The 24,193-nt window shown below is 48.2% G+C and carries 22 protein-coding genes and 1 pseudogene; 12 read left to right on the forward strand and 11 right to left on the reverse strand.

What is annotated here, in order from left to right; all coding sequences use genetic code 11:
• Positions 1-22: 22 nt before the first annotated feature.
• Positions 23-631, reverse strand: coding sequence for a 5-formyltetrahydrofolate cyclo-ligase (locus ACBP46_RS02525; RefSeq protein WP_371015159.1), 609 nt, complete (start codon positions 629-631; stop codon positions 23-25).
• A 27-nt stretch (positions 632-658) separates the two neighbouring features.
• On the opposite strand from ACBP46_RS02525, the gene ACBP46_RS02530 reads away from it, so the two are divergent.
• Entirely contained in the window at positions 659-2,764 is a 2,106-nt protein-coding gene (locus ACBP46_RS02530; protein WP_371015160.1) for a lytic transglycosylase domain-containing protein, read from the forward strand.
• Positions 2,764-3,900 carry a tRNA CCA-pyrophosphorylase gene (locus ACBP46_RS02535; protein ID WP_371015161.1) on the forward strand — a complete coding sequence of 379 codons (1,137 nt, stop codon included), beginning with the start codon at positions 2,764-2,766 and terminating at the stop codon, positions 3,898-3,900. Before ACBP46_RS02530 ends, ACBP46_RS02535 begins: the two co-directional genes overlap by 1 nt.
• Here the strand turns inward: ACBP46_RS02535 and ACBP46_RS02540 are convergent.
• The gene (locus ACBP46_RS02540; protein WP_371015162.1) at positions 3,890-4,798 is read right to left on the reverse strand and encodes an EamA family transporter; all 909 of its coding nucleotides are present in this window, start codon (positions 4,796-4,798) and stop codon (positions 3,890-3,892) included. The two genes, ACBP46_RS02535 and ACBP46_RS02540, sit on opposite strands and share 11 nt — an antisense overlap.
• Positions 4,799-4,815: 17 nt before the next feature.
• On the reverse strand, positions 4,816-6,033 hold the full coding sequence (locus tag ACBP46_RS02545; RefSeq protein WP_371015163.1) for a class I SAM-dependent methyltransferase: 1,218 nt from the start codon (positions 6,031-6,033) through the stop codon (positions 4,816-4,818).
• A 507-nt stretch (positions 6,034-6,540) separates the two neighbouring features.
• On the opposite strand from ACBP46_RS02545, the gene ilvD reads away from it, so the two are divergent.
• The 4 genes from ilvD to ACBP46_RS02565 are packed head-to-tail and all read left to right on the forward strand — an operon-like array spanning position 6,541 to position 10,944.
• The gene (ilvD, locus tag ACBP46_RS02550; protein ID WP_371015164.1) at positions 6,541-8,406 is read left to right on the forward strand and encodes a dihydroxy-acid dehydratase; all 1,866 of its coding nucleotides are present in this window, start codon (positions 6,541-6,543) and stop codon (positions 8,404-8,406) included.
• 22 nt (positions 8,407-8,428) lie between these two features.
• Positions 8,429-9,277: an ammonia-dependent NAD(+) synthetase gene (gene nadE, locus ACBP46_RS02555; protein WP_371015165.1), complete on the forward strand. Its 849-nt coding sequence runs from the start codon at positions 8,429-8,431 to the stop codon at positions 9,275-9,277.
• Between the two features lie 10 nt (positions 9,278-9,287).
• A complete protein-coding gene (locus ACBP46_RS02560) occupies positions 9,288-10,367 on the forward strand; it encodes an AI-2E family transporter (RefSeq protein WP_371015166.1) in 1,080 nt (359 codons plus the stop codon).
• A 43-nt stretch (positions 10,368-10,410) separates the two neighbouring features.
• Positions 10,411-10,944 (forward strand): cytochrome b, encoded by a 534-nt coding sequence (locus ACBP46_RS02565; protein ID WP_371015167.1) that lies wholly within the window; start codon positions 10,411-10,413, stop codon positions 10,942-10,944.
• Positions 10,945-10,983: 39 nt separating this feature from the next.
• Here ACBP46_RS02565 and ACBP46_RS02570 read toward each other — a convergent pair whose 3' ends face one another.
• Positions 10,984-12,204, reverse strand: coding sequence for an RNA-guided endonuclease InsQ/TnpB family protein (locus ACBP46_RS02570; RefSeq protein ID WP_371015168.1), 1,221 nt, complete (start codon positions 12,202-12,204; stop codon positions 10,984-10,986).
• Positions 12,205-12,225: 21 nt separating this feature from the next.
• Here ACBP46_RS02570 and tnpA point away from each other — a divergent pair.
• A pseudogene (tnpA, locus tag ACBP46_RS02575) lies at positions 12,226-12,503 on the forward strand (IS200/IS605 family transposase).
• Between the two features lie 138 nt (positions 12,504-12,641).
• Here tnpA and ACBP46_RS02580 read toward each other — a convergent pair.
• The gene (locus tag ACBP46_RS02580) at positions 12,642-13,046 is read right to left on the reverse strand and encodes a PepSY domain-containing protein (RefSeq protein ID WP_371015169.1); all 405 of its coding nucleotides are present in this window, start codon (positions 13,044-13,046) and stop codon (positions 12,642-12,644) included.
• A gap of 137 nt (positions 13,047-13,183) precedes the next feature.
• On the opposite strand from ACBP46_RS02580, the gene ACBP46_RS02585 reads away from it, so the two are divergent.
• Genes ACBP46_RS02585 through ACBP46_RS02595 form a run of 3 tightly spaced genes read left to right on the forward strand, consistent with a single transcriptional unit; the run spans position 13,184 to position 15,538 of the window.
• Positions 13,184-13,510, forward strand: coding sequence for a PepSY domain-containing protein (locus tag ACBP46_RS02585; protein WP_371015170.1), 327 nt, complete (start codon positions 13,184-13,186; stop codon positions 13,508-13,510).
• Positions 13,510-14,175: a response regulator gene (locus ACBP46_RS02590; RefSeq protein ID WP_371015171.1), complete on the forward strand. Its 666-nt coding sequence runs from the start codon at positions 13,510-13,512 to the stop codon at positions 14,173-14,175. Before ACBP46_RS02585 ends, ACBP46_RS02590 begins: the two co-directional genes overlap by 1 nt.
• Positions 14,168-15,538 (forward strand): ATP-binding protein, encoded by a 1,371-nt coding sequence (locus ACBP46_RS02595; RefSeq protein WP_371015172.1) that lies wholly within the window; start codon positions 14,168-14,170, stop codon positions 15,536-15,538. Before ACBP46_RS02590 ends, ACBP46_RS02595 begins: the two co-directional genes overlap by 8 nt.
• Here ACBP46_RS02595 and ACBP46_RS02600 read toward each other — a convergent pair.
• On the reverse strand, positions 15,535-17,184 hold the full coding sequence (locus ACBP46_RS02600; RefSeq protein ID WP_371015173.1) for an AMP-binding protein: 1,650 nt from the start codon (positions 17,182-17,184) through the stop codon (positions 15,535-15,537). The two genes, ACBP46_RS02595 and ACBP46_RS02600, sit on opposite strands and share 4 nt — an antisense overlap.
• A gap of 203 nt (positions 17,185-17,387) precedes the next feature.
• On the opposite strand from ACBP46_RS02600, the gene ACBP46_RS02605 reads away from it, so the two are divergent.
• Positions 17,388-18,536: an ABC transporter substrate-binding protein gene (locus ACBP46_RS02605; RefSeq protein ID WP_371015412.1), complete on the forward strand. Its 1,149-nt coding sequence runs from the start codon at positions 17,388-17,390 to the stop codon at positions 18,534-18,536.
• A gap of 65 nt (positions 18,537-18,601) precedes the next feature.
• Here the strand turns inward: ACBP46_RS02605 and ACBP46_RS02610 are convergent, their stop codons facing one another.
• A complete protein-coding gene (locus ACBP46_RS02610; protein ID WP_371015174.1) occupies positions 18,602-19,414 on the reverse strand; it encodes a sulfite exporter TauE/SafE family protein in 813 nt (270 codons plus the stop codon).
• Positions 19,415-19,505: 91 nt separating this feature from the next.
• The gene (locus ACBP46_RS02615; protein WP_371015175.1) at positions 19,506-20,045 is read right to left on the reverse strand and encodes a DUF2478 domain-containing protein; all 540 of its coding nucleotides are present in this window, start codon (positions 20,043-20,045) and stop codon (positions 19,506-19,508) included.
• Positions 20,046-20,157: 112 nt separating this feature from the next.
• Between ACBP46_RS02615 and ACBP46_RS02620 the strand changes: the two genes are divergently transcribed.
• On the forward strand, positions 20,158-20,727 hold the full coding sequence (locus ACBP46_RS02620) for a DUF3617 domain-containing protein (protein WP_371015176.1): 570 nt from the start codon (positions 20,158-20,160) through the stop codon (positions 20,725-20,727).
• Here ACBP46_RS02620 and ACBP46_RS02625 read toward each other — a convergent pair.
• The 3 genes from ACBP46_RS02625 to ACBP46_RS02635 form a co-directional block, all read right to left on the reverse strand.
• Complete coding sequence (locus ACBP46_RS02625) at positions 20,687-21,955, reverse strand: O-antigen ligase family protein (protein ID WP_371015177.1); 1,269 nt, start codon at positions 21,953-21,955, stop codon at positions 20,687-20,689. The two genes, ACBP46_RS02620 and ACBP46_RS02625, sit on opposite strands and share 41 nt — an antisense overlap.
• Positions 21,956-22,391: 436 nt before the next feature.
• A complete protein-coding gene (locus ACBP46_RS02630) occupies positions 22,392-23,690 on the reverse strand; it encodes a TRAP transporter large permease (RefSeq protein WP_371015178.1) in 1,299 nt (432 codons plus the stop codon).
• Positions 23,687-24,166, reverse strand: coding sequence for a TRAP transporter small permease (locus tag ACBP46_RS02635; protein ID WP_371015179.1), 480 nt, complete (start codon positions 24,164-24,166; stop codon positions 23,687-23,689). The genes ACBP46_RS02630 and ACBP46_RS02635 overlap by 4 nt, the downstream gene beginning before the upstream one ends.
• Positions 24,167-24,193 lie beyond the last annotated feature (27 nt).

Here is a 24,193-nt window from a genome sequence, read left to right on the forward strand (position 1 = left end):
ATTAATTTAGGGTGCTTACTGTTTATAGAGGGGCTGGCTTAGGCCAGCCCTTGTCTGTTAGCACAGCATCTAATGGCACATCGTGTGCGGCTGCGACATAACTCTTTTGGCTTAAATCGCCAACTGCCCAGCTCAAACCAATCGTAGTAAAAGTCTGTTGGCGTGCTGTTAAGTCTGCTAAAGTGCGGTCATAATATCCTTTACCGTAACCTAAGCGATCGCCCTGGCGGGTAAAGCCCAAGGTAGGCACTAAAATAATTTCTGGGTCTGGTGCAAGCTCTGTGGTATCGGGCTCTAGCACCCCAAAAGCTGCTTTTTTCATGGGTTGGTCTGGATGCCAAGGTTTAAACACCAACGGGGCGTCAGGGCTAACCACACAGGGCAGGCTAACCCGAATGTTTTCCTCCTCGGCCCATTGCACAAGCAGCGGGCCTAAATCGGGCTCATGAGCCAAGGCCCAATAGGCAGCAATATGCAAGGGTTGTTGTGGTTGAGGACGGTGTTGACGGTATTGGTTAAGCCAAGTAAATAAACGGCCTCGCATTAAAAGTGCACCGCGGCGTGTGTCTCTGGACTCTTGGGCAGCGCGTAGTTGTAGTAGCTGTTGGCGTAGGTCGTGATAGTTTGTCATAGTGAGTCATTTATAAAGGGCTAGTCCATGTTCTTACAGCTAAGGTATCAGAAAAATAGCCTTCTAGGCAGTAGCGTGTCACGAAATCGATGGCTGGTGCACGTTGGTCTTTGCAGCAGTGTGTTGCTAGTTGGGTGCGCTGGGGCTGCCAAGGCCCCCGAGGTTGAAGCTCACCAAGCGCCTAAGCACATTGCGGCATTAGCTCCTACCTATGCCGCCCCACCGCCTGCTGTACGTTGGGATCAACTGCCTTCTGTGCCCGTTGCGGCACGTAACGCAGTCATTGATGCCCGTGCTGCCTTACAGGCTAAAAATTGGCGTCGCCTCGCAGAGCTAGTGCAACCCGCCAAAGCGGACCCTGTTTTGGGTGCATACCCAGCGTATTGGCACTTACGCCAACAGATTCATGACTCCACACGGCCTATACCTTCCGATCAGCTCTGGCAGTTTTTACGTGAATACGATGACGAGTACTTAGCGCAGCGTTTAAAAGGGGACTGGGCGATTGCCGCAGTACGGGCGGGTGACTTCCAGCTCATCAATCAGTTACAACCTCAAGACCTTGGCAACTCACAGGTACGGTGTGCCGTGGCCTATGGTCGCCATATGACTCAGCAGTCCTTAGATAGTCAACGTGTGCTCGCACAGTTTGTGCCCGGCTCAACTTGCTGGAGTTTATTGGACCAGCTTTGGGCGGCTAAAGCCGTTGGTTTTACTGAGGTACGTGACTTAATGCGTAAAGCCTTAGAGCAAGGTAAAACTAGCGAAGCAAGACGTTATGCCGCAATTATTTTTGATGGCAAGCAAATGCAAGACTACACCGCTTTGATGGAGGCCCCAAGGCGCTGGCTAGACCAACAAGGGCAATTACAAGGTCAAGCGCATACCGAGCTTGTCTCATTGGCTTTGTCTCGCTTGGCACGCCAAAATGACCGTGCGGCTCAAGCCCAATATATTGAGCAAAAGTGGGGGGCTCAGTTGTCTCAAGCAGATAAAGACTGGGTATGGGGGCAGTTTGGCTTAATACCGGCTTTGCGCGTGGAAAACGATGCCGCACGTTGGTATCGTTTATCAGGTACTACCCCAAAAACAGACTACAACCATGCTTGGGAAGTGCGAGCCGAATTGCGTCAGTATCCCATCGATTGGAAGCAGGTAGAGCGCGCTATTGCTAAGATGTCCGAAACCCAAGCCTCTGAGCCTGTGTGGGTCTATTGGAAAGCGCGAGCGTTAGCAGCCCAAGGTCATAAAGCACAAGCTCAAACCGCTTATGAATCTATTAGTGATGACTTAAATTTTTACGGTCAGTTAGCAAACGAAGAGTTAGGTCGCACCATTCCTTTGCCGCCACAGCCTACACCTATAAGCGTAGCGGAAAAACGCGATGTGGCAACACGACCTGCATTTTTACGCTCTCTAGAGCTATTTAAATTGGGTTGGCGTCCCGAGGCCACCACAGAGTGGGGGTTTGCTTTGCGTGGCATGAACGATAGACAGTTACGTGCTGCAGCCGAGTTAGCCCGCGATAATCATGTATATGATCGTGTGGTGAACACGTCCTTATTAACCAAACAAGAGGTGGACTTCAGCCAACGTTTTGTAGCGCCCTTTGAGGGCGGGGTGACAGAAAAAGCCCGTTTAATCGGTTTAGACCCCTCATGGGTGTATGGTCTGATTCGTCAAGAGTCTCGGTTTATGATGGACGCGCGTTCAGGGGTGGGGGCTTCGGGTTTGATGCAGTTAATGCCTGCTACTGCAAAATGGACGGCCAACAAAATAGGCATGACTAACTTTAAACCTTCTATGGTCAATGAGTTTGAGACCAACACCATACTGGGAACGAACTATTTAAACATGGTGCTTGGGCAGCTAGATGGCTCTGAAGTATTGGCATCGGCTGGCTATAATGCAGGGCCAAAGCGTCCTCTTAACTGGCGCTCACGTTTACAAGGCCCCGTCGAAGGCGCTATTTTTGCTGAAACCATCCCTTTTACGGAAACGCGTCTTTACGTTAAAAATGTGCTGTCCAACGCCACTTACTACTCTATGGTGTTTAGTGGTCAGCCGCAGTCTTTAAAACAGCGTTTAGGTACCATTAGTCCTCAGTCTAATCGAGCCACGGAGCTACCTTGATGTCTATTAACTCAGCGCAACAGCAGGCCCTAAAACAGCTTGTGGCTCAGGTTGATCCATTACTAAAGGGCTTACAGTGTTATGTGGTGGGTGGTGCCGTGCGCGATACGTTGTTGGGTCTGCCAGTCGGAGACCGGGATTGGGTCGTGGTGGGGGCTAGTCCTGAGCAGCTAGCCCAACGCGGTTTTATTCCGGTTGGGGGCGATTTCCCCGTGTTTTTGCACCCACGCACTAAAGAAGAGTTTGCTTTAGCACGTACAGAGCGTAAATCAGGGCGTGGGTACCAAGGTTTTACTTTTTATACTGGGCCCGATGTCAGTCTGGCCGATGATCTATCGCGCCGTGATCTGACCATTAATGCCTTAGCTATTGACACTAACGGTCATTTTTATGATCCCTTAGGGGGATATGCCGATCTAGAGCAACGGGTCTTACGTCATATAGGTGAAGCCTTTATTGAGGATCCTGTTAGGTTGTTGCGTTTAGCACGTTTTGCTGCACGTTTTACTACGTTTCAAATCGCAGCAGAAACAGAGGCCTTGGCTCGGCATTTAGTACGAAATGGCGAGGTAGATGCACTAGTTCCCGAGCGTGTTTGGCAAGAGCTGTATAAGGGGTTGCAAGCTAGTCAGCCATTGCGCATGGTACAGGTGCTTAAACAGTGCGGTGCCCTAGAGCGCGTGTTGCCTGGGTTAGTGCTTAGTTCAGAGCTGGACTCAGCAATGGCCGCTGCGGTGGCTCGCCAGCTTGCGCCGTTACAGCGATTTGCGATTTTATGCTCGAAAAGCCCCCATCCCGAGCAGGTAGCACAACATATTAAAGCGCCTACGGCCTACAAAGACGCAGCACGTTTATTGTCTATACTTTTGCAGGCAGCACAAACACCTCTGTCTTCGGAGTCAGTAGCGCAAACGCTACAAAAACTAGATAGCTTACGCAAGCCAGAGCGCTATACACAGCTAGTGCAGGCAGCAGAGTGTGTGCTTGAGGCAGATTGGTCGTTATGGTTGCAGGCCGCGGTTGTGTTTGCTGAAGTCGATGCCGCTACCATTGCGCAGCAACATCAGGCACAGCCTAAAGCCATACCTGCTGCTATCTTCGAGGCAAGACTTGCTGCCTTGGCTGCTATTTTTTAAGCTGGGCAAATGCCACGATACAGCTAACCACTATTGCGCCACCAATGATCTGCATTAGGCTTAGAGTTTGGCCCAAAATTAGCCAACCCAATGCCAACGAGGCCACAGGCTCGATATTCATAGCGGGGGCGTTTTGTGCCAGATTAAGACGCGGTGCCAGCATGAACAACATAATAAAAGCACAGGCATACAGCCCACTAAGTAATAACAGAGTAGCCAAACCCACCGAGGTAGTGGGCAGACTTAGCCCCCCCGGAATAACATCCACACTGCCAGCACTAAGAGTTAAGCAAAATACCGTAAGCATAGTGTAAAAGCTGCGCGCGCTGCCCTGTACCCCCGATAGTTTATTTTCCGTTACCCAAAGACCTACAGCAAAAGCAAAGGCGGCAAATAGTGCAAAGCCAATGCCTAAGAGCCATAGCTCAATATTGGTTTGGTCGCTTTGCGCCAAAGCGGGGATATCTAAGGCTAAGATCAACCCAACTAAAATTAACCCCATGATGCTAGCGCGCGCTTTGGTGGGCGGTTTGCCCCCTAGCAGCCACGAAATAAGAGCTAGCTGAACAGGGAATGTATTCACCGTTAACAAAGCAATCCCTACAGGGATACGGGATACAGCTGAATAAATGCAAATACTTTGAATAGCAATCAGTACCCCTAACAGTAATTGCCAAGGGGCTAGACGCCAACTGAGTTTAATGCTTTGTTTATAAACAATGGCTAATAACGACAACAGCGCTAATGTAATAATTGAGCGAAAGACAACGGCAGTTAATAAGCCTGTACCGTTATCAAAGCTAATACGGGCTGCAATATGCGCGCTGGCAAAACATGTACCTACGCTCAGCAAAATGAGTAGGGCTACACGGCGCGAAAAAGGTGAGGCTGGGGTCATACGTCTTGGTGTTGTCTTTATAAAAAGTCGCGTCTGTCACGCATCATAAAACCCAAAAGCGGGGTGGGTAAGTGTTTGCCCAAGGCTAAAACTTTAAAAAGCTCTCCCATTTCCGCTTCAGAAAGTAAGGTTTGTACTGCATGAACTTGTTGCGTCCAACGTTGCAAATGAGAGGGGTTGTTGGTGTCTAAAGCGTGATGTATGGCTTCTAGGTCTTGGGTAATACCACAATTCATCAAAAAATGTGCTTGAGAGGTATAACCCAGTACATCCAGCTGTGCGCTCAAAGCGGCATCAGCCATAGCAGTAAAATCAACGTGGGCGGTAATGTCTTGGAGACCTGGCAGGATTAAGGACTCATCATGGGCAAAATGCCGGAAATGACACATAAGCGTACCCATCGTACGCTGTGCATGATAGTACTCGTGTTGTGCAAAACCGTAATCAATTAACAGAGCACCACCTATATGTAACCACTCACCCATCGCCTGAATCCAGCTTTCTGCTTGTAGGTTGATTTCAGAGCGGTAACCGGGAATGCGTGGCAGTCGCTCTTGGGCCACACGAGCCAGCTCACCACTGGCTAAACGGGCGCTAAGCGTAAAAGGACTGGGGGAGTGGGCAGACACTTCATTATTAAGGCTGACCCCTAATTCTAAAATTTGTAGATCCGCGTCGCGCTGTACCAAATGAACTGGCATTGCATCGAGCACCTCGTTGGCAACTACCGCGCCACTAAACGCAGAAGGTAGCTGATTTAGCCATTGAACACGAGTGCCCCAGGCTGCTAGACGTTCTTGTTGGCGCGCTCGTAAGGAGGGTGAGAGCTCCAAAATAGCGTACTGGGTAGTGGTGTGACCCATTTGATCTAGTGCCGTCAGTAAAGATTCAGCTAGGGCACCAGAGCCAGCGCCAAACTCCAGTACTTGCGGACTGGGACAATGCTGAAGAATTTGAGCCACTTGTTTGGCTAGGCATTGTCCAAATAAGGGGCTGAGCTCAGGGGCTGTAGTAAAATCACCAGCATGATGGAATTTGGTGCTACCGCCCGTGTAGTAACCCATATGAGGCGCATACAGGGCTGCTTGCATCCATTGATCATAAGGAAGGAAGTTGTGTTGTTCTGCTATTAACGTCGCTAAATACTGATGATGTTGGTCCAGCACGGGAAGCAGTTCAGGTTCAAGGCTAGGCAGCCCTTGTGGATACACGGGGGGGGATTGAATAAAGGTCATGGTTTATTTTTTTTATTTTGAGAAAGAGACTTTAAAGCGCGTAACATAGCAATAAAAAAACTGATGAGTACAGCGCTGATCAACGCTGCAATAAAATTGCCGAATACCACCCACAAAGGCAAGCATAATAAAATGGCAAGAAGCAAAGGTTTAGATAATAAAGCGTTCATACATAAACAAAAAAGGTGAACCTATAGTACTCATCCTGTGCTTGACTGCGAGGATTTGCACTATAGGTGTCCATGTCTTGATGCGTTGATGCGATCCCAAGCGCATAGAGTGTTGAGCGAATCAAAGTAAAAATGCACCTGAGCAAGATGTAAGCATCGTAGGATGCCCTAATAAAGTCTGCTAGGATTACAATTAGCTTACAGAGACTGTGTCTACGCGTTGAAAACTCGGAATTACAGCAAAATAAGCACAATCTCGTGCTTTTTATTCGCGTAAAGCGTCGTAGCCGTCTATCATAATCATCTTTATGATGCTTTTTTGCTAGAGACAATCAAAATGCCACAATATCGTTCACGTACTTCTACACATGGTCGTAATATGGCCGGCGCGCGCGCTCTTTGGCGTGCAACGGGCATGAAAGACGGTGATTTTAACAAGCCCATTATTGCTGTTGTTAACTCATTTACTCAATTTGTACCAGGCCACGTCCACCTTAAAGACATGGGGCAGTTGGTAGCACGTCAAATCGAGGCAGCAGGGGGGGGGGCTAAAGAATTCAACACCATTGCAGTCGATGATGGCATTGCGATGGGCCATGATGGTATGTTGTATTCCCTGCCTTCACGAGAGCTAATTGCTGATTCGGTGGAGTACATGGTGAATGCACATTGCGCTGATGCGATGGTCTGTATCTCTAATTGTGACAAAATTACCCCCGGTATGTTAATGGCAGCATTGCGTATTAATATCCCTGTGGTGTTTGTGTCCGGCGGCCCAATGGAAGCCGGCAAAGTGGTAGCTAAAGACGGTAAAACTGTGGTGCGTAAATTGGATTTGGTGGATGCCATGATCCAAGCCGCTGACAGTTCCGTGAGTGACGAGGAAGTAGCGGATATTGAACGCAGTGCTTGTCCTACGTGTGGGTCTTGTTCGGGTATGTTTACCGCGAATTCCATGAACTGCTTAACCGAGGCTTTAGGCTTGGCGTTGCCTGGTAATGGTAGTTTAGTAGCCACTCATGCTCGTCGTCGCGGGTTATTTGAAAATGCAGGTACATTAATTGTAGAGCTGTGCAAACGCTACTACGAGCAAAATGATGAAAGCGTTTTACCGCGCCAGATTGCTACTTTTGGTGCCTTTGAAAACGCCATGGCCCTAGATGTAGCCATGGGTGGGTCGACCAATACGGTATTGCATTTGCTAGCAGCCGCTCAAGAAGCCGGCGTAGATTTCACCATGGCAGACATTGACCGCATTTCGCGTCATGTGCCCTGTTTGTGCAAGGTAGCCCCTGCGACTGAACTCTACCATATGGAAGACGTGCACCGTGCTGGTGGCATTATGGGCATTTTAGGCGAGCTCGGCCGTGCCGGTTTATTAAATCTCGAGGTGGGCAATATCCACAGTGGTACATTGGGTGAAGCCATCAAGCGCTGGGATATCAAGGGTGCGAACGCCAAAGCCGTAGACACTTTTTTCCGCTCTGCTCCCGGTGGTGTGCCCACTCAGGTCGCCTTTAGCCAAGACCGTTATTACGAAGAGGTGGATGCCGATCGTGAAAACGGGTGTATTCGTAGCAAAGAGCATGCGTATTCCCAAGACGGTGGCCTTGCTGTTATGTATGGCAACTTGGCTGAAAAAGGCTGCATTGTTAAAACGGCAGGGGTTGATGACAGTATTTTGCAGTTCACTGGCAAAGCCCGTGTATTTGAAAGCCAAGAGTCTGCAGTAGACGGCATTTTAAATGGCGTTGTGGTTGCTGGCGATGTGGTTGTAATCCGCTACGAAGGCCCTAAAGGGGGCCCGGGTATGCAGGAAATGCTTTACCCCACCTCCTATTTGAAATCGATGGGTTTGGGCAAGAGCGCTGCTTTGTTAACTGATGGTCGCTTCTCCGGTGGTTCATCGGGTTTAGTGATTGGTCATGCTTCTCCCGAGGCGGCAGAGGGCGGCACCATTGGCTTAATCGAAGACGGCGATACGATTGAAATTGATATTCCTAATCGTCGAATTCATTTGGCTGTTAGTGATGACGAGTTGCAAGCACGCCGCGAGGCCATGGAAGCACGTGGTGATCAAGCGTGGCAACCTGTAGAAGAACGTCCTCGCGTCGTGTCTCAGGCCTTACGTGCCTATGCGGCTTTAGCCACATCGGCCGACCGTGGCGCGGTACGCGACATTAGCCAAATCGTGCGTAAATAATTGACTTAAAGAGTAAGGTGCCATGTTAAGTCCCGCTCAAAAGCAGCTGCAACAACAGATTATTACCGAGTTAGGGGTTAAGGCTCGCATTGATCCGGCTCACGAGTTAGAGCAGCGCATTCAGTTTATTAAAAACTACCTGCGCCACAGCCAAGCTCGTAGCTTGGTCATTGGCATCAGTGGTGGTATTGATTCTCTGGTGGTGGGCTGCATGGCACAGTTGGCTGTTGAACAGCTGCGTCTAGAAGGTGTAGACGCTACTTTTATTGCGTTACGCCTGCCTTACGCTAAGCAGCAGGATGCTGCCGATGCAGACGCAGCCATTCATCATATTCAACCAGACCGCTGTTTGGAATTAAATATACAGCCAGCTACCGATGCGGTTATGGCAACGTTACATCAGGCCGAGCAAGGGTTTCGTTCTGAGTCACACCAAGACTTTATTAAAGGCAACATCAAAGCACGCCAACGTATGGTGTATTGTTATGCCGTTGCCGGTGCGGAGTCGGGTTTGGTTCTAGGCAGCGATCATGCGGCCGAGGTGTTAATGGGCTTTTTTACTAAATACGGTGACGGTGCGGCCGATCTTATGCCTTTGGCAGGGCTGACAAAATCGCAGGTACGCGAGTTAGCTACTCAGTGTGGTGTGCCAGAGGCACTGATTCATAAAGTACCTACCGCAGATCTCGAGTCTCTTACGCCTTTACAACCAGACGAAGAAGCATTTGGTGGTGTGACTTACCATGACATCGATGCTTTTTTAACTGGTCAGTCGGTATCTATGGATGTTTTTGAAAGTATTGTAAAGCACTACACGCGCAGTGCTCACAAACGGTTCTTACCAGCCTCACCCCTTACTTTCACTTTTTAGGCCGTTTGCTATGCAGCCTGTTTTACCCCCTTTTTTGATTGCACGCTGGCTTTTATTACTGTTACTGGTAGCAGGTTTATATTTTCTCAAAGGCTTTATTGTTCCTGTGCTGGGGGCGCTTATTATTGGGTTGGCTAGTTGGCCGGCCTATAAACGCTTGTTGGCCTATTTCAATGGTCGCACTATTCTTGCCGCAACCGCTGCGCTGTTGATTGTTATTGGTGTGATCATTCTGCCTTTGTCCTTTGCTTTAACCTTTGTCATTAAAGAGGCGAGCTCGTTTGTTATTTGGGCATTGGCTGCAAACCGTTATGGTATGCCTGTGCCCGATTGGATTCCACAGCTTCCTATTGTCGGAGAGCGTTTAAGCGAATACTGGCTGTTATATGTTGGGGAGCCACATGCTCTAGGCGCTCTAGTGGAAATGGTGAGTGGCGAACACTTGGGCAATATTTATCGTATGGTGCTTAGTGCTACAGGTAATGTATTCCACTTGTTGCTGACACTGTTGTTTTTACTAATCACCTTGTTTTTTATTTATAAAGACGGTGATAGGTTGTTGGGCCAGTTAGATATTGTGGGCGAGCGTATCTTACCGGAACGGTGGCAACGATTTTCCCGTGTAGTGCCTGCAACAGTGAACTCCACCGTGACGGGAATGACACTCATCGCAGTAGGTGAAGGGGTCGTGTTGGGCATTGCCTATTGGATTGCTGGTGTGCCTTCTCCGGCTTTATTAGGGGCGGTAACTGGCTTTATGGCGTTAATACCTGGCGGCGCTCCGTTGTCCTTTACTCTGGTTTCGTTGTACTTAGTCGGATCGGGGCAGGCTGTTGCTGGGTTAGCACTCTTTTTGTGGGGTGCTATTGAGCTTTTTATTGTGGATAAAACTTTACGGCCGCGCTTAGTAGGTGGGCCAGTAAAACTGCCTTTTTTACCCACTTTCTTTGGTTTGGTTGGTGGGGTTCAGACTATGGGAATTGTGGGGTTGTTTTTGGGTCCTGTGTTAATGGCTTTGTTGGTCGCTATTTGGCGTGAGTGGGTATATAGCGGGCGTCAACATCGTTTTGTAAAGGATTCTCAATCTTAATTAGGTTATAGTTAGCTCACTTTAATCATTTAGGAATACAAGTATGGTCAATGATAGTGCTATCCGTTACGGGTTTATCTCACGTTTTTTCCATTGGTTAATGGCATTGGGCTTTGTCTGGATGCTATTAAGTGCAAGCGCACGGTTTATAGATAAAGACGCGGCTTTCACTAAATTTGTTTTTGCTTATCATGGTCAAGTCGGCTTTACCATTTTGTGCTTAGGTGTGTTGCGTGTGATTTGGGCTGTAATTCAACGCGCTAATCGCCCAGAAAATCCATTGCCAGTTAAGATTGGTCATACCTGTATGTATGTATTGATGATTGTGGTGCCCTCGCTTGCTGTTATTCGCATGATAGGCATGGGACGTGGTTTTACCTACTGGGGCATTTGGCCTATTTTAGAAAAAACAGGGGTAGAAACCGCATGGATGAAAGATTTAGGTAATACATTCCATGGTAATTTAGGCTGGGTGTTGTTTGCGTTAATTATTGGTCATATCTTTTTTGCTATTAAACACCGCTATAGTTCAAAAGACCAAGACGTATTACCACGTATGCTAGGTAAAACCTTTTGACATCCTCCCCCGCCTAAAGGTCGGGGATTCCTACAGCGCTCAAGGGCGGCATTGAGCCGTCCCAGAGTCGCTTCGGTGGGTTCCTGCTGCTGGCGGCATTACTGCACCACTCACTTCACAGGCGAACTGGGCGTGCCCCGCCCTTAACACATTGATCGCGCCGACCACATCGGCGTTTTCCTCGACACCACACTCAACACATCGGAACTGCGCTTGCGTAGGGCGATTTGCTTTGCTGCAATGCCCACATTCAGGGCAGGTCTGACTGGTGTAGTGCGGGGGTACAGCGACAAGCCAACCCCCTGTCCACGCCAGTTTGTACTCTAGTTGACGGCGGAACTCGAACCAGCCTTGATCCAGTATGGCTTTATTCAGACCGGACTTGGCCCGAACGTTTCGCCCCGGTTGCTCGGTGGTGCCTGCTGCCGACTTGCTCATGTGGCGTACCTGCAAGTCCTCGATACACACCATCGCGTGGTTTTGGCTGATTGTGGTCGTGGCTTTATGTAGGTAGTCGCGGCGGGCGTTGCCGATGCGGGAGTGAATACGCTGGACGCGGGCTTTTGCCTTCTTCCAGTTGTGGCTGAATTTGATTTTGCGGCTTAATGCTTGTTGTGCTTTACGCAATGCAACTTCGTGCTTCTTAAAGCTATTAAGCGGTGCGTAGTAGGTGCCGTCTGAGAGCGTGGCAAAGCGGGCGATGCCCATGTCGATGCCAACCGCTGACGTGCCCTGCGGAACCGGTTGCTCGACGTCACGTTCGGTCTGGATGCTGATGAACCATTTGCCTGCCTTATGACTCACGGTGACGTTTTTCACCGTGCCCAGTACCTCGCGACTGTTGCGGTAGCGTACCCAGCCCAGTTTGGGCAGAAAGATACGGCTGTTTTCCTGATCGAGTTGGCAGCCTTGCGGGTAGCGGAAACGGTCTGACTGGCCTTTTTTCTTGAAGCGGGGAAAAGCTGCGCGTTTGGCAAAGAAATTCTTGTAGGCACGCTCGAGGTCTTTAAGCGCTTGCTGCAAACATTGACTTGGCGATTGTTTCAGCCATTCGGTTTCCTTATCCTTCTTCCAAACGGGCAGGAAATTAGCCAGAACGGTATAGCTGAATTTCGTCGTGCTGTCGGCGGCATAACGGTCTTTTTGCCATGCCAACGCCCTATTGAACACGAAACGACACGCACCGGCAAAGCGGCGCATATCGAGTCGCTGAGCGCCGTTAGGCGTGAGCTCGTATTGATAGGCTTGCAATCGTTTCATGCTAAAAATTATACGTAGTCTATGAAGAAAAACAACGCCATTAGACGCGGTAGACACTGTGTTTTTAACATGCACGTTCACTTGTTGGTCAACTATCCCCAAAGGTCGCCGTGTCGGCACGGGTAAATAGTTTGAAAGGCGTATCAAGCCGGATGATTCGCAAAAAGACGTATCCGAGCATTCACAACAAACTATGGGGCGGTGCTCTCTGGTCGCCTAGCTACTCTGCCGGAAGCTGTGGCGGTGCGCCTATCGAGATCGTCCGACAATACATTAAGCAACAACAGACGCCAAGCTGATACGAAGACGCTAGCGCGTCCGCGCTATTCCTCTCCGCCCTGACCGGCGGGGGTTTCCGCGCGATTTGATAAAAGCAAAAAGCCTTTAACAGTGTTAAAGGCTTTTTTAGTTTTGATTGGGTTGATGGGGCGAGCGCCCTAAGCATTGTGTGATTTTCTGTGTTTACGCTTTCCTCCTTTGTTGTGTTTGCTCTCCAGCACCTTAATGCTGGCGTCTGTGGGGTGAACCTGCAGTTGAACCGGTTTTTGGTCTTTGTCTAGAGCACGAGCCACATAGCCATGATGACGTGAGCTGTGGATACTACGAATATCGGTATAGCCGGCTTTTTCCAGAGCCTCGTATGCGGCTTTAAGCGTGATCCATTCTGAGCGGTCGGGCAGCGCAGGACGGGTAGCAGGGGCTGGGGCATCAGCCGCTGCATTGGCTGCTACGACAATAATAGGATCAAGAGGGGATACGGGTTGGGCTTGGGCGCTGCTTAAAAATAAAGTAGCACAAGAGACTAGAGCACATAGAGGCAGGGTAAGCTTGTATTTCAACATAGTACGTTCCTGTAAGATAGAACATGAAGATGACTCTATTGTGCTTGACCCACTATGAACTCAATATGAAGTAAGTGTTCATTATTCATTCATCTATTTTGGCTTATTTTAAATGTTTATCTGTACAGCTTAAAGCTATGCGACAAGTGTTTGCGTATTGTTTAATGGTGTTGTGTCTAGGGGTTGGGGCCGTTGCTCATGCGGGGCCTCCACTATCCTATGACCAAATTCGTGCCGCCCGTGAAAAAGGGGAAATCCGTTCTTTGCGCTGGGTTATGCACCAAATTCAACCCCATTACCCAGGCCGCTTGTTGGATGCCGAACTTAACCGTAAAAACGGTCGTTATATTTATCGTATCAAGCTATTGCAACCAGGCGGTTACGTTAGTCGTTTACTGGTTGATGCTTATACTGCCGAAATACTTAAAGCGCGTTCACGCCCTCTAGATAAAAGGAAACACTAATGCGTGTGTTAGTGGTCGAAGACGACCTTCAATTACAACGCCAAGTCGCTGAAGCCCTTCAAACACAGGGCTATGTTATAGATACCGCCGCAGATGGTGAACACGCTCACTATATGGCAACAGTGGAAAACTATGATTTAGTCGTTCTTGATTTAGGTTTGCCGCTGCTAGATGGACTTAGTTTATTAAAACGTTGGCGCAGCGAAGGCTTAACTTTCCCAGTACTGATTTTAACCGCACGCGATAGCTGGCATGAAAAGGTCAGTGGTATGGATGCAGGGGCCGATGATTATGTCACCAAACCATTTCATACCCAAGAACTATTAGCGCGCACGCGGGCTTTATTACGCAGAGCGGCAGGTCATGCTTGTGCGACATTAGTGTGTGGCGATCTGGTTCTGGATACACGCCAGTCTCAATTTTTTTATCAACACCAAGCCCTAAACCTGACCAGTCATGAGTTTCGTGTTTTGGCTTACCTAATGCACCATGCCGACCAAGTGCTTTCGCGCAGCCAACTCACTGAACACATTTATGCCCAAGACCAAGAGCGTGACTCAAATACCATTGACGTGTTTATAGGTCGATTACGCAAGAAAATTCCATCGGCATACATCCAAACCGTTCGAGGCTTAGGCTATAAATTGACCCAACCTCATGAGTAAAACGAAACGGATCCAGCTTTCCTTATCGCAAAGGCTGTTAGTAGGGGCGCTACTGTGGGTTTTATGTAGTTTGGTGGCAACGGGCTTATTGTTAACTCAGCTTTTTAAGCAGCATATCGAAGAGCAACTTTACAAAGAGCTAAATGTGCATATGTTGCAGCTGATTTCCCAAATGGAACAAGAGGCCGAAGCCCCCCTAGAGGTGCGCACCCATTTAAGTGACCCTCGTTTTGAGCAACCATTAAGCGGGTTGTATTGGCAAATTCAGGGCACTCAGGACAGTACTCTTGCGTTGTATTCACGTTCTTTATGGGATGAGCGTCTTAATTTGCCTGCGCCAGATGGCATCACTGAACTACGCACCCATTACGAAGACCCGTTATTAGGCTCGGTCTACGTAGTAGGACGTCAGGTTGCGCTTTTAGATAACGATCAGCAGCCTCAATATGATGTCTGGGTAGCGGCCCAAAGCGAGGTTCTGCTAGAGCCTTTGCAGCGCTTTAGCCGCATGTTGATGTTGTCGCTAATCTTACTTGGCAGTGTGCTAATCGTAGGGGTCTGGTGGCAATTACGTTTAGGGCTGAAACCGCTGCATCAGTTACGCGTGCAGCTGGGCTTAGTGCACGAGGGGGTGGATGAAAAAATTGCAGGCCAATACCCCCAAGAAATTCAGCCGTTGGTGTCGGAGTTCAATCGGGTTTTACATAGCAACGCTGAAGTTATTCAACGTGCACGTACCCAAGCCGGCAATTTGGCACATGCAATTAAAACGCCCCTAACCGTGCTGGCTAATGCCGCAAAAAAAGAAGACAGTGCATTGGCGCATTTGGTTGAGGCTCAAGTGATCACAGCACAGCAACAGGTGGATTATCACCTTTCTCGTGCTCGTGTGGCAGCAGCAGTGAAAACGGTGGGGCGTAGAACATTGGTGGTACCCGCTGTAAACACATTACTTCAGGTGCTGACTCAGGCCTATACACAAAAAACTCTTACTGTAAAAACCGATTGGCACGATCCTAATCTGTACTTTAAAGGCGAAACCCAAGACCTGCATGAAATGCTAGGCAATGTGTTGGATAACGCATTTAAATGGGCACGCTCAGAGATTCATATCCATGCTCAACGGGATCAAAGCTCTTTGGGCCGTAATGAATTGCGTATTTGGGTTGATGATGATGGGCCCGGGCTTAGTGCTGATCAATATAGCGCTGTTTTTAAACGAGGGGTACGAGCGGATGAAATTGCGCCAGGATCAGGCTTGGGCTTGGCTATAGTTGCTGATTTAGTGCAGTTGTATGGGGGGCAGGTACAGGCCACACGCTCTCCATTAGGGGGCGTGCGTGTGGCACTGAGCCTGCCTTAGGAAAGAGCTTGTTGGCGCAAAACAAAGCGTTGTAGTTTGCCGGTTTCGGTGCGCGGTAGTTGTTCGACAAACTCGATGGCTCTAGGGTATTTATAGGGGGCTGCGTTGTGTTTAACAAAGTCTTGAAGCTCTTTGACTAAGGTCTCGGATGGCATAAAGCCTTCGCGCACAATAATGAACGCTTTCAAGATTTGACCGCGTAGTTCGTCGGGCACGCCCACTACACCGCATTCAGCAACAGCCGGGTGCTTTAATAGACAATCCTCTACTTCGGGTCCAGCAATGTTATAGCCCGAAGAGATAATCATGTCGTCGTTTCGGGCCTGATAATACAGATAGCCGTCTTCGTCCATGACAAAGGTGTCACCAGGTAAATTCCAGCCATCTTGCACGAACTCGAGTTGCCGTTCATCGCTTAGGTAGCGGCAACCGCTAGGGCCACGCACGGCTAAACGGCCTACAGTACCATGGGGTACCGGTTTTAGGTCTTCGTCTACAACTTGAGCTTGGAAACCAGGTACGACCTTGCCTATGGCTCCAGCTCGCACATCCTCGGGGCGACTTGAGACGTAAACATGAATCATTTCCGTGCCACCAATGCCGTCAATCATTTCTATGCCCGAAGCTTTTTTCCATAATTCTCGGGTGGCTTGAGGCAAAGCCTCGCCAGCTGACACAGTTTTTTTCAAACTACGTAATGAAAACTGGTCTACTAAGGCAGCCATTTGCCTATAAAAGGTGGGTGCAGTGAAGGTCATGGTAATACCAAAACGATCAATGTATTCTAAGAGACGTTTGGGAGTGAGCGATTCAGCTAGTACAGAGCTTGCCCCAGCTCGTAATGGAAAGCACAACAGGCCGCCTAAGCCAAACGTAAAGGCTAATGGCGGGGTACCGCAGACTTTATCGTTTGGTTCGAGCTGTAGTATATGTTTGGCAAACGTATCACACATAATTAATACGTCGCGGTGAAAATGGACGCAACCTTTGGGTCTGCCGGTGGTGCCGCTGGTAAAAGCAATTAAACAAACATCGTCGGCCGCACTATCGCAAGGTGTAAAAGTGGTGGGTTTACTGCGGGCCAGTACGTCAAGACTAGTGGACTCGGTAGAGTTAAATAATAGCGTTGACTGCAAAAAAGCACTGTGGTGCTCGTGGTCGGGGTTGAGGCAATGCTGCAGCTCCACCGCCAATTGTGCGTCGCAAACGGCTGCTTGAATCTCTGCTTTATCGATAATAGTTTTAAGCTCGACTGAACGCAATAAAGGCATGGTTGGCACGGTGACCAAGCCCACTTTTAAAGCGGCTAACCAGCTGGCTGCCATCATTACGTTATTTGGACCACGCAGCAAAAGACGATTGCCGCTAACCAGACCCATGTCTTCGACAAACACATGAGCAATTTGATTACTTAGTTGCTCGAGCTCGATGTAGGTAATGTGCTTTTCTTCGTCATTTTCTAACCATTGCAAAGCAATACGATCACCCATACCCCGCGCAATTTGGCGTCCTAGTAACTCGCTAGCGGCATTGAGACGAGGCGGGTAAGCAACGTCTTCATTTTGATCTAAGAGTAATACAGGCCACTGCTCTTGGGGTGGCAGGTGATTGCGAGCAAAATGGTCAAGGTAGCCAGTTGCTTCCATGGATTGTCTCCCTGTTATTAGTTTACTTCTTAATTATATCCTTATGAAGTAAATGGGTTGGGCTTATTTTTCTAGGGATTACCCCCATCGGACTTACCTTAGATGTGTTAAGTTTAAGACGCAGGTATAACAAGACAACTAGCCAAAAGTGACAGAATTCTTAGTGAAACGTTAAACTGCTCGTGGTCTTTTAAGGAAAAATGATGAAAGTAAAAAAACTCAGTTTGGCATTGACGGCGATTTTAGCCAGCATGAGCTTTGGGGCGCAGGCACAAGTTAAAATTGGTACAGTGGCATCTTCAACCGGGGTAGTCTCTGCTATAGGTATTCCACAGCGCAATACCGCGATGATGTTACCCACTCAAATTGGCGATCTTACTGTGGAATACATCCACCTAGATGATGCCAGTGAACCTAATAATACCGTCACCTCAGTAAGAAAATTACTGAGTGAAGAAAAAGTCGATGCGATCATAGGGCCATCAGGGGCACCCCATGCTTTGGCTTTGATCGATATCGTCAGTGAAGCACAAACCCCACTTATTGCTCCAGTCGGTTCTATTTCTGTGGTTTTGCCCATGGATGAAAAACGCAAATGGGTATTTAAACCTACCCAAAATGATGGCTTAGTGGCTGATAAGCTGTTTGAACATATGAAAGCAAATGGCGTTAAGACCTTGGCTTTTATTGGTACGGCCGATGCGTATGGCGAAACCTGGTTTAATGTGATGTCAGAGCGTCTAGAACCATGGGGGATTAGTTTAGTAGCTAACGAGCGTTTTAATCGCCCTGACACGTCGGCGACAGGGCAAGTCTTAAAAATGACATCTGCAAAGCCCGATGCCGTGTTGATCGCAGCCCCAGGCGGTCCAGCTGTTATGCCACAAATTGGCTTAAAAGACCGCGGTTACGAGGGCATCATTTATCAAACCCACGGTGCAGCGCTCAATGACTTTATTCGTCTAGGGGGCAAGGCGGTCGAGGACACCATTCTTGGCGGCAGTCTTATGCTAGTTCCAGACCAAATTTCCGATGACAATCCGTCAAAAGCCATTGCGTTAAATTATATGAATGCTTATAAAGAACGCTATGGCTCTATGCCAGCTACATTTGGCGGCAACATTTACGATGCATGGATTTTATTAGAAGCAGCCATACCGGTAGCAGCTCAGTCGGCCAAGCCTGGCACGGTAGAGTTCCGTCAGGCGCTGCGTGATGCCCTAGAAGGCATCAAAGAGCTACCTGGCACACAGGGTATTTACAATATGACTCCTGACGATCACAGTGGTTTTGATGAGCGTGGCGTCGAGCTGTTAACCATTAAACAAGGTGAATGGCAGCGAGTCCAATAAATAATACAAAGACCTGCTTTCACAACCTAAGCAGGTCTTTGTGTGCAGCATGCAAAATGCGGCATTTAAATAATATGCTGGCACGCATTAATAAACACAATGCAGGCTGAAAGGCCACACACCAAAGCAAATCCCATTTGTATGTATTGCGGAGCTATTACCGGGGCTGCCAGACGGCCAGTTAACATGCCGGCGATAACTAAGCTTACAAAACCCCACGTGGCACTAGGCAAACTCGTAAGAGTACTAAAAGCATTCGATACCGTAATGGCAGAAACCAAGGCAATAACCAACAACGAGGTAGCCACCACGCTGTGCATTTTAAGGTTGGTATAGCGTTTTAATAGGGGCACAATGATAAAACCACCGCCCACCCCAAGCAAGCCAGTCAACAAACCCGAAGCCGCACCAATACCCACCATGGTACTAAGGCTACGTTTGTTCCAAATAAACTTGCCGGTTTGTTCTGAGACCATACAGGCTTTTATTGGCTCTGGATCAGAGCTGGTTTTAGCGTGTTTACTACCCCGGGCTTGCTTGAACATCCGATAAGCCACCAGGCACATCACTACACTAAATAACGCCATAAGCCAAAATTCAGGCAGTCGCTTTGCCAGCCACACCCCAAAAGGCGAAACCACCCCGCCAGTCAAAGCCATTAATAAAGCGGCTTTGTAGCGTACTAAATGGCGGCGTAAACCATCTAAAGCCCCCGTTAACGCGGCTAGACCCACCGCAATTAATGCGATAGGCGCTGCACTGGTCATATTAAGACCTACTCCGATAACCAAAGCAGGGACTGCAAGAATACCCCCACCCGCACCAGTCAAACCCAAACTAAGTCCGACCAGAAAACCTAGAATGCTACTTATTATCATGATTAAGCATAGAAGGAAATCAAAGCATCAATATATCACACCCTTATATGCTTATATGCGTTTGTAATATTAGTAGCGTAAAAGTGACGTTTTAGATGCTAGGTTTTTTGGGTACGGCCTGCTCATACCACTGATGTAAAGCCGCCGAATCGGGGGCAATTTCTGTAGCTAAACCGCCGGTAAACTCTCGCCATTGTGGCAAAAAACGCTCTGCCACAACGGTTAGCATAGGGGTGCCTTCACTCATGATCTCTAGCATTTCATCGGCAAAACCATCGCCTTCGGCTTCGAGTTTGCCAAAGCGGTTAACAATTAATAAATCTGGGGTTTGCATGCGTGCGGCTTGTAAAATAGTACTAGCATTACTGACGGCTTCAGCATCGAGACAGCAGCTGGTGTTATGCTTGCCGAGGTCTTGGGCAATAGACAGATAGGCCCCAGTGCTTAGGTCAACAATACCCATTTGGCTACCATACGCATAGCTGACCTCTGGGTGAGCTTGAACAACGCCCAAGATATTTTGATCTTGTGCCTGTAGGTCTTGAATAAAAGCGTATAAAAATTCATCGGCATATTCGGCGCTTTCATGAACGAGAGCGGCAATAGCTAAAGCGGGGGTGGTTGACTCCATCTGCATTCCAACTGTGGTAATGTTAAAAAAATAGTCTGATGAGCAAGTTGTTTTATCAGGTCTTGCTTGCACCATGGGGTGCAGGCTTAGTAAACGTCAAGAGTAGACGAGCATGAATAAATTTTGGATAAGCGTGCTGGCAGCCAGCTTCATTAGCCAAGCTTACGCAGGTAGCCTAAGCGTAGCACCAAAAGCCGGGCAATGGCAGATTAATACCCAAAACTACGCCGAGGGTCAAGACATTGCTCCACGTCTAGATGCTATAAAAAAACAGGCGGCTGCTTTTTTAGAGCCAAAATACTTAGATCGATTGTCGCAGTTTGACCCTTCTCAGTTCAATGAGTGTTTAAGCCCCAAACAAGCCGCTCTTCTACAAGAGCCTGCACAAAGCCTTGACGTGATTGCACAGGCGTTGGGGCAGTGCACCTTGCAGCTGGATGACCAAACCGACAACAGCATGCGTTTTAGCGGTTATTGCAATGCTTCAAAACAAGGTATTTCTGGAAATATTACTGGTCAGGTGCGTTATTTAAGCCCAACCCAAGCCGAAGGACATATTGATGGGGTGGGTGTTTTTCCGCCGCATCTCCAATTGCTGCTTTTGGGTTATTTAAAATCAGAGCTGCAGGTGCGCCACCAATTTAAAGCGCAGTGGCAACAGGCGCAGTGCGTGCGCAAATAGTATTACGCATACAGGCCCAAAACACCACCAACCAAAACGCATACGTCATTACGCCGTTATTATGGGAAAGAAAGGCCTGCGATAAACCAAAGTCGATGTAGGCAACAGGCAGTATCATACCGGCTGTAGCTAGAGCACGGGCTGCTAAATCTGGATGACGTAGATAAGGTGCAAATAAACGAATAGGCACTATATATAACAAAGCCAGGGCGAGTACGCCAACTAATCCACGTTTAGCTAGCATATCTAGGATCTCATTGTGGGCATGATTAAACTCACCAATAACAGGATTGGCTTTTCCTTCATCAGCAAGGCGTTGCATAGAGGCTTGCATTTGGTCTTTACCCCAGCCTAATACAGGCCGCTCTTTGGCTAAAAGTAGAGCCGCTTTCCACATTTCAAAACGTGCCCCTAACGATGTGTTGCTATTACCCTGCTGGTACAGTTCTATATCATGAAAAGCAGCATGCACGCGCTGTTGTACATGTAGGACCGGTGTGTAATAGATAGTAGTAACTGCAATGATCGCGCCAAGGCATACGCTCAGCTTGATTCGCCATGAAAAAAATGAGTGATAGGCTTTGGCTAAAATTAGCACAACAAAAGGAATGCTGATCCAGCCACCGCGGCTTCCTGATAACAACGAAGTCAGCACACCTAGAGCAGCCCCAACTAATAATAAGATAAACCACCAGCGGCGCATGGTTGGGTGAGGGTGTTGAGCTGCCCAACCCAAACCTGCTAAGCAGAAAAAGCCCGTTAACATCGATAAATTGCCAAACTGAATGGCTTGGGTATGGCCCGTGGCTCGATCCCAGCCTAAGCCCCAAAATTGCCAGCCAGCCAAACAGGCGGTTGCCACACTGCCAACGATTAAGCCAGACCAAAGCCACTCAAGGCGGGGGGGATACTTGCGTAAGGCAAAAAAAACAGGGATTGCACAAATAAAGCGTAGCGCTTTGTCAAAACTGCTGCCACTAGCCTGATGATAGATGCCGTCTAACACACCATTTAGGCCAAATAATAATAAAGCGGCTAAAAGCCAGAGGTCTTGCGTGCTGAGAGAGGCTTTGATGGAGGCAAACGAACGCAAGCTATACAGCCCGGCAAGCAAAAGTAAACTAGCCCCTACAGAATACCCGCTGGGTAGCACTAAATTTAAAGCTCCAAGAAAAAACAGTGCTAAACCAGTGTATAGAGAAGAAGTGGGTAGGGGGCGTACAGTCATGAAAGAAGCCTAGCAGCAAAGTTAAGTCGTTATTTAAGGGAATAAAGTATTTAGTAAAAGCAATTATCTGTGATTAAACGTCGCTGTATCCTAAATGACCAAACCTTTGGTGGCGATGGCTTTAGTCGTTTGGGAGTATTGACAGCGTTGAAAAGGTTGGGCTATGGGATAAATGATAAAAGCCATCACAAACGATAATACACCGCTATGAGTGGCATTAAGAGTAAAGCCGTAACACCTTGGTAAGCCAGATACATACACAAAAGCAAACCAATCACAATAGCTAGGGTGCTAGACATATAACGAAGCCCCTACTCAATGAACAAAATACAATGCAGGCGTGATTGTACAAAGAAGCTCAAAAAGAAAAAGCATTGAGAAAAGCGTGTTGAGCCAACCCCATAAAAAAAGAGGGGAGTCCCCTCTTTTTTAAGTGCTAGTCGATGGCATAACCCAGATACTCGGGCAGCCATAAGGCAATGCCGGGGAAAATCATAACTAACAATAAAGCGCTAAACATCGTAAATAAAAACAAAACAGACCAACCAAATGTGTGTTCTAGGCGGATATTTGCGACTTTAGTGGTGACTAAAAGGTTAACAGCCACAGGCGGAGTGAATTGCCCAATTGCAATGTTCATCGCCAATAAAATACCAAACCAAATGGGATTCCATTCAAAGTGGTTAATGAGTGGAATTAAAATAGGGGTCAAAATTAAATAGATGGAAATCGCATCTAAAAACATCCCTGCAATTAAAACCAATACCATCACTAAAAGCAGTAATACCCAAGAGCTATCTGAAATAGACAGGATAAGCTGAGCCAAATGGGTAAACGTACCTAGCGTTGTGCCTGCCCAAGCAAAAATGCCTGCTAAAGAAATAATAAGCAGCACAATACCGGAGATTTTGGCGGACTCATTAAAAATATCCCACAGCTCGGCCCAATTGAGTTGGCGATAAATAAAAGCCCCAATCAATAACCCATAGGTTACGGCGACTACAGCCGCTTCGGTAGGGGTAAATAGCCCAGAGCGCAAACCACCTAAAATAATGACCGGAGCAAATAAGGCCGGAATAGCACGGATAAAGCTTTGCTTAATAGGCGGACGCTCGGCAGTTTTTTCTGACTCCCAGCCATAACGCTTAGCTAGAAAATAAGACGGTACCAGTAATGAGCAACCAGCTAAAATGCCAGGAAAAAGTCCAGCGGCAAATAAGGCGCGTAAATCGAGTCCTGGCAGCATCACAGAATACAAAATTAATGCAATGGATGGCGGAATTAAAATAGCGGTAGAGGCCGCCGCCGCAATTAAGGACACAGAAAATGGTTTGGGATAGCCAGCTCGGGTCATGCTGGGTAGCATTACCATAGCGACTGCCGCGGCATCAGCGGGACCAGAGCCACTCATACCGCCCATGATTAAACAGACAAGCACGGCGACCAGAGCTAAACCGCCATGGCGTTGACCAATCAGTGATTGTGCAAAGGTGACTAAACTGGCGGCTACCCCTGCTCGTTCAAAAATTAAGCCCGTTAAAATAAAGAGCGGAATAGCAATAAGGGGGTATTTGGCTACACTGTTGTACGTATTGGTGCCTAGAGTAGCTAGCATGTCGGGTGATAGCCCCATGACAATGCCTACGGCTCCGCCTAGGCCCAGAGCAAAAGCAACGGGCATGCCAATCAACAAGCACAGCCCAAAACTGATTAACATCCATAAATCGGGGCTCATGCGGGGTACTCCTCGTCATCCGAACGCATACGATCACGCCAGTTTTGAGTGATACGTAACATAACTGCTAACGAGAGCAGAGGCAACCAAACTAGATAGATCCATGTGGGGTAGCCTAGCCCCGCTGATAATGAATCCCATTGATATTCTTCGTACGCCAGCTGACCGCCATACCAGACCACCAAACCCAAAACAATGAGACTACCTAGCCACTGCAAGGTGTACAACACACGTCGTCCGGTGCGATTGAGTTTGTGCTCTAAAAAAGAAATACGAATATGCTCGTTGCTGCGGGCAGCCACAGCCCCACCGGCAAACGTTAAGATCACCATGAGAAAAACAGAGAACTCTTCGGTAAAAGCAAACGAGGCTTCAGTGGTATAGCGCACCACAACGTTAGCTAGACTAATAAGACTAATCGCTGCTAAAGCAAAAATACCCAGCAGCGATTCAATACGGGTTTTGGATTTAGACATACAAATTAATAGTAAAAATAAAGGCGC

Source organism: Paenalcaligenes hominis (assembly GCF_041359055.1).
In the GTDB taxonomy this organism is placed as follows: Bacteria; Pseudomonadota; Gammaproteobacteria; order Burkholderiales; family Burkholderiaceae_B; genus Paenalcaligenes; species Paenalcaligenes hominis_A.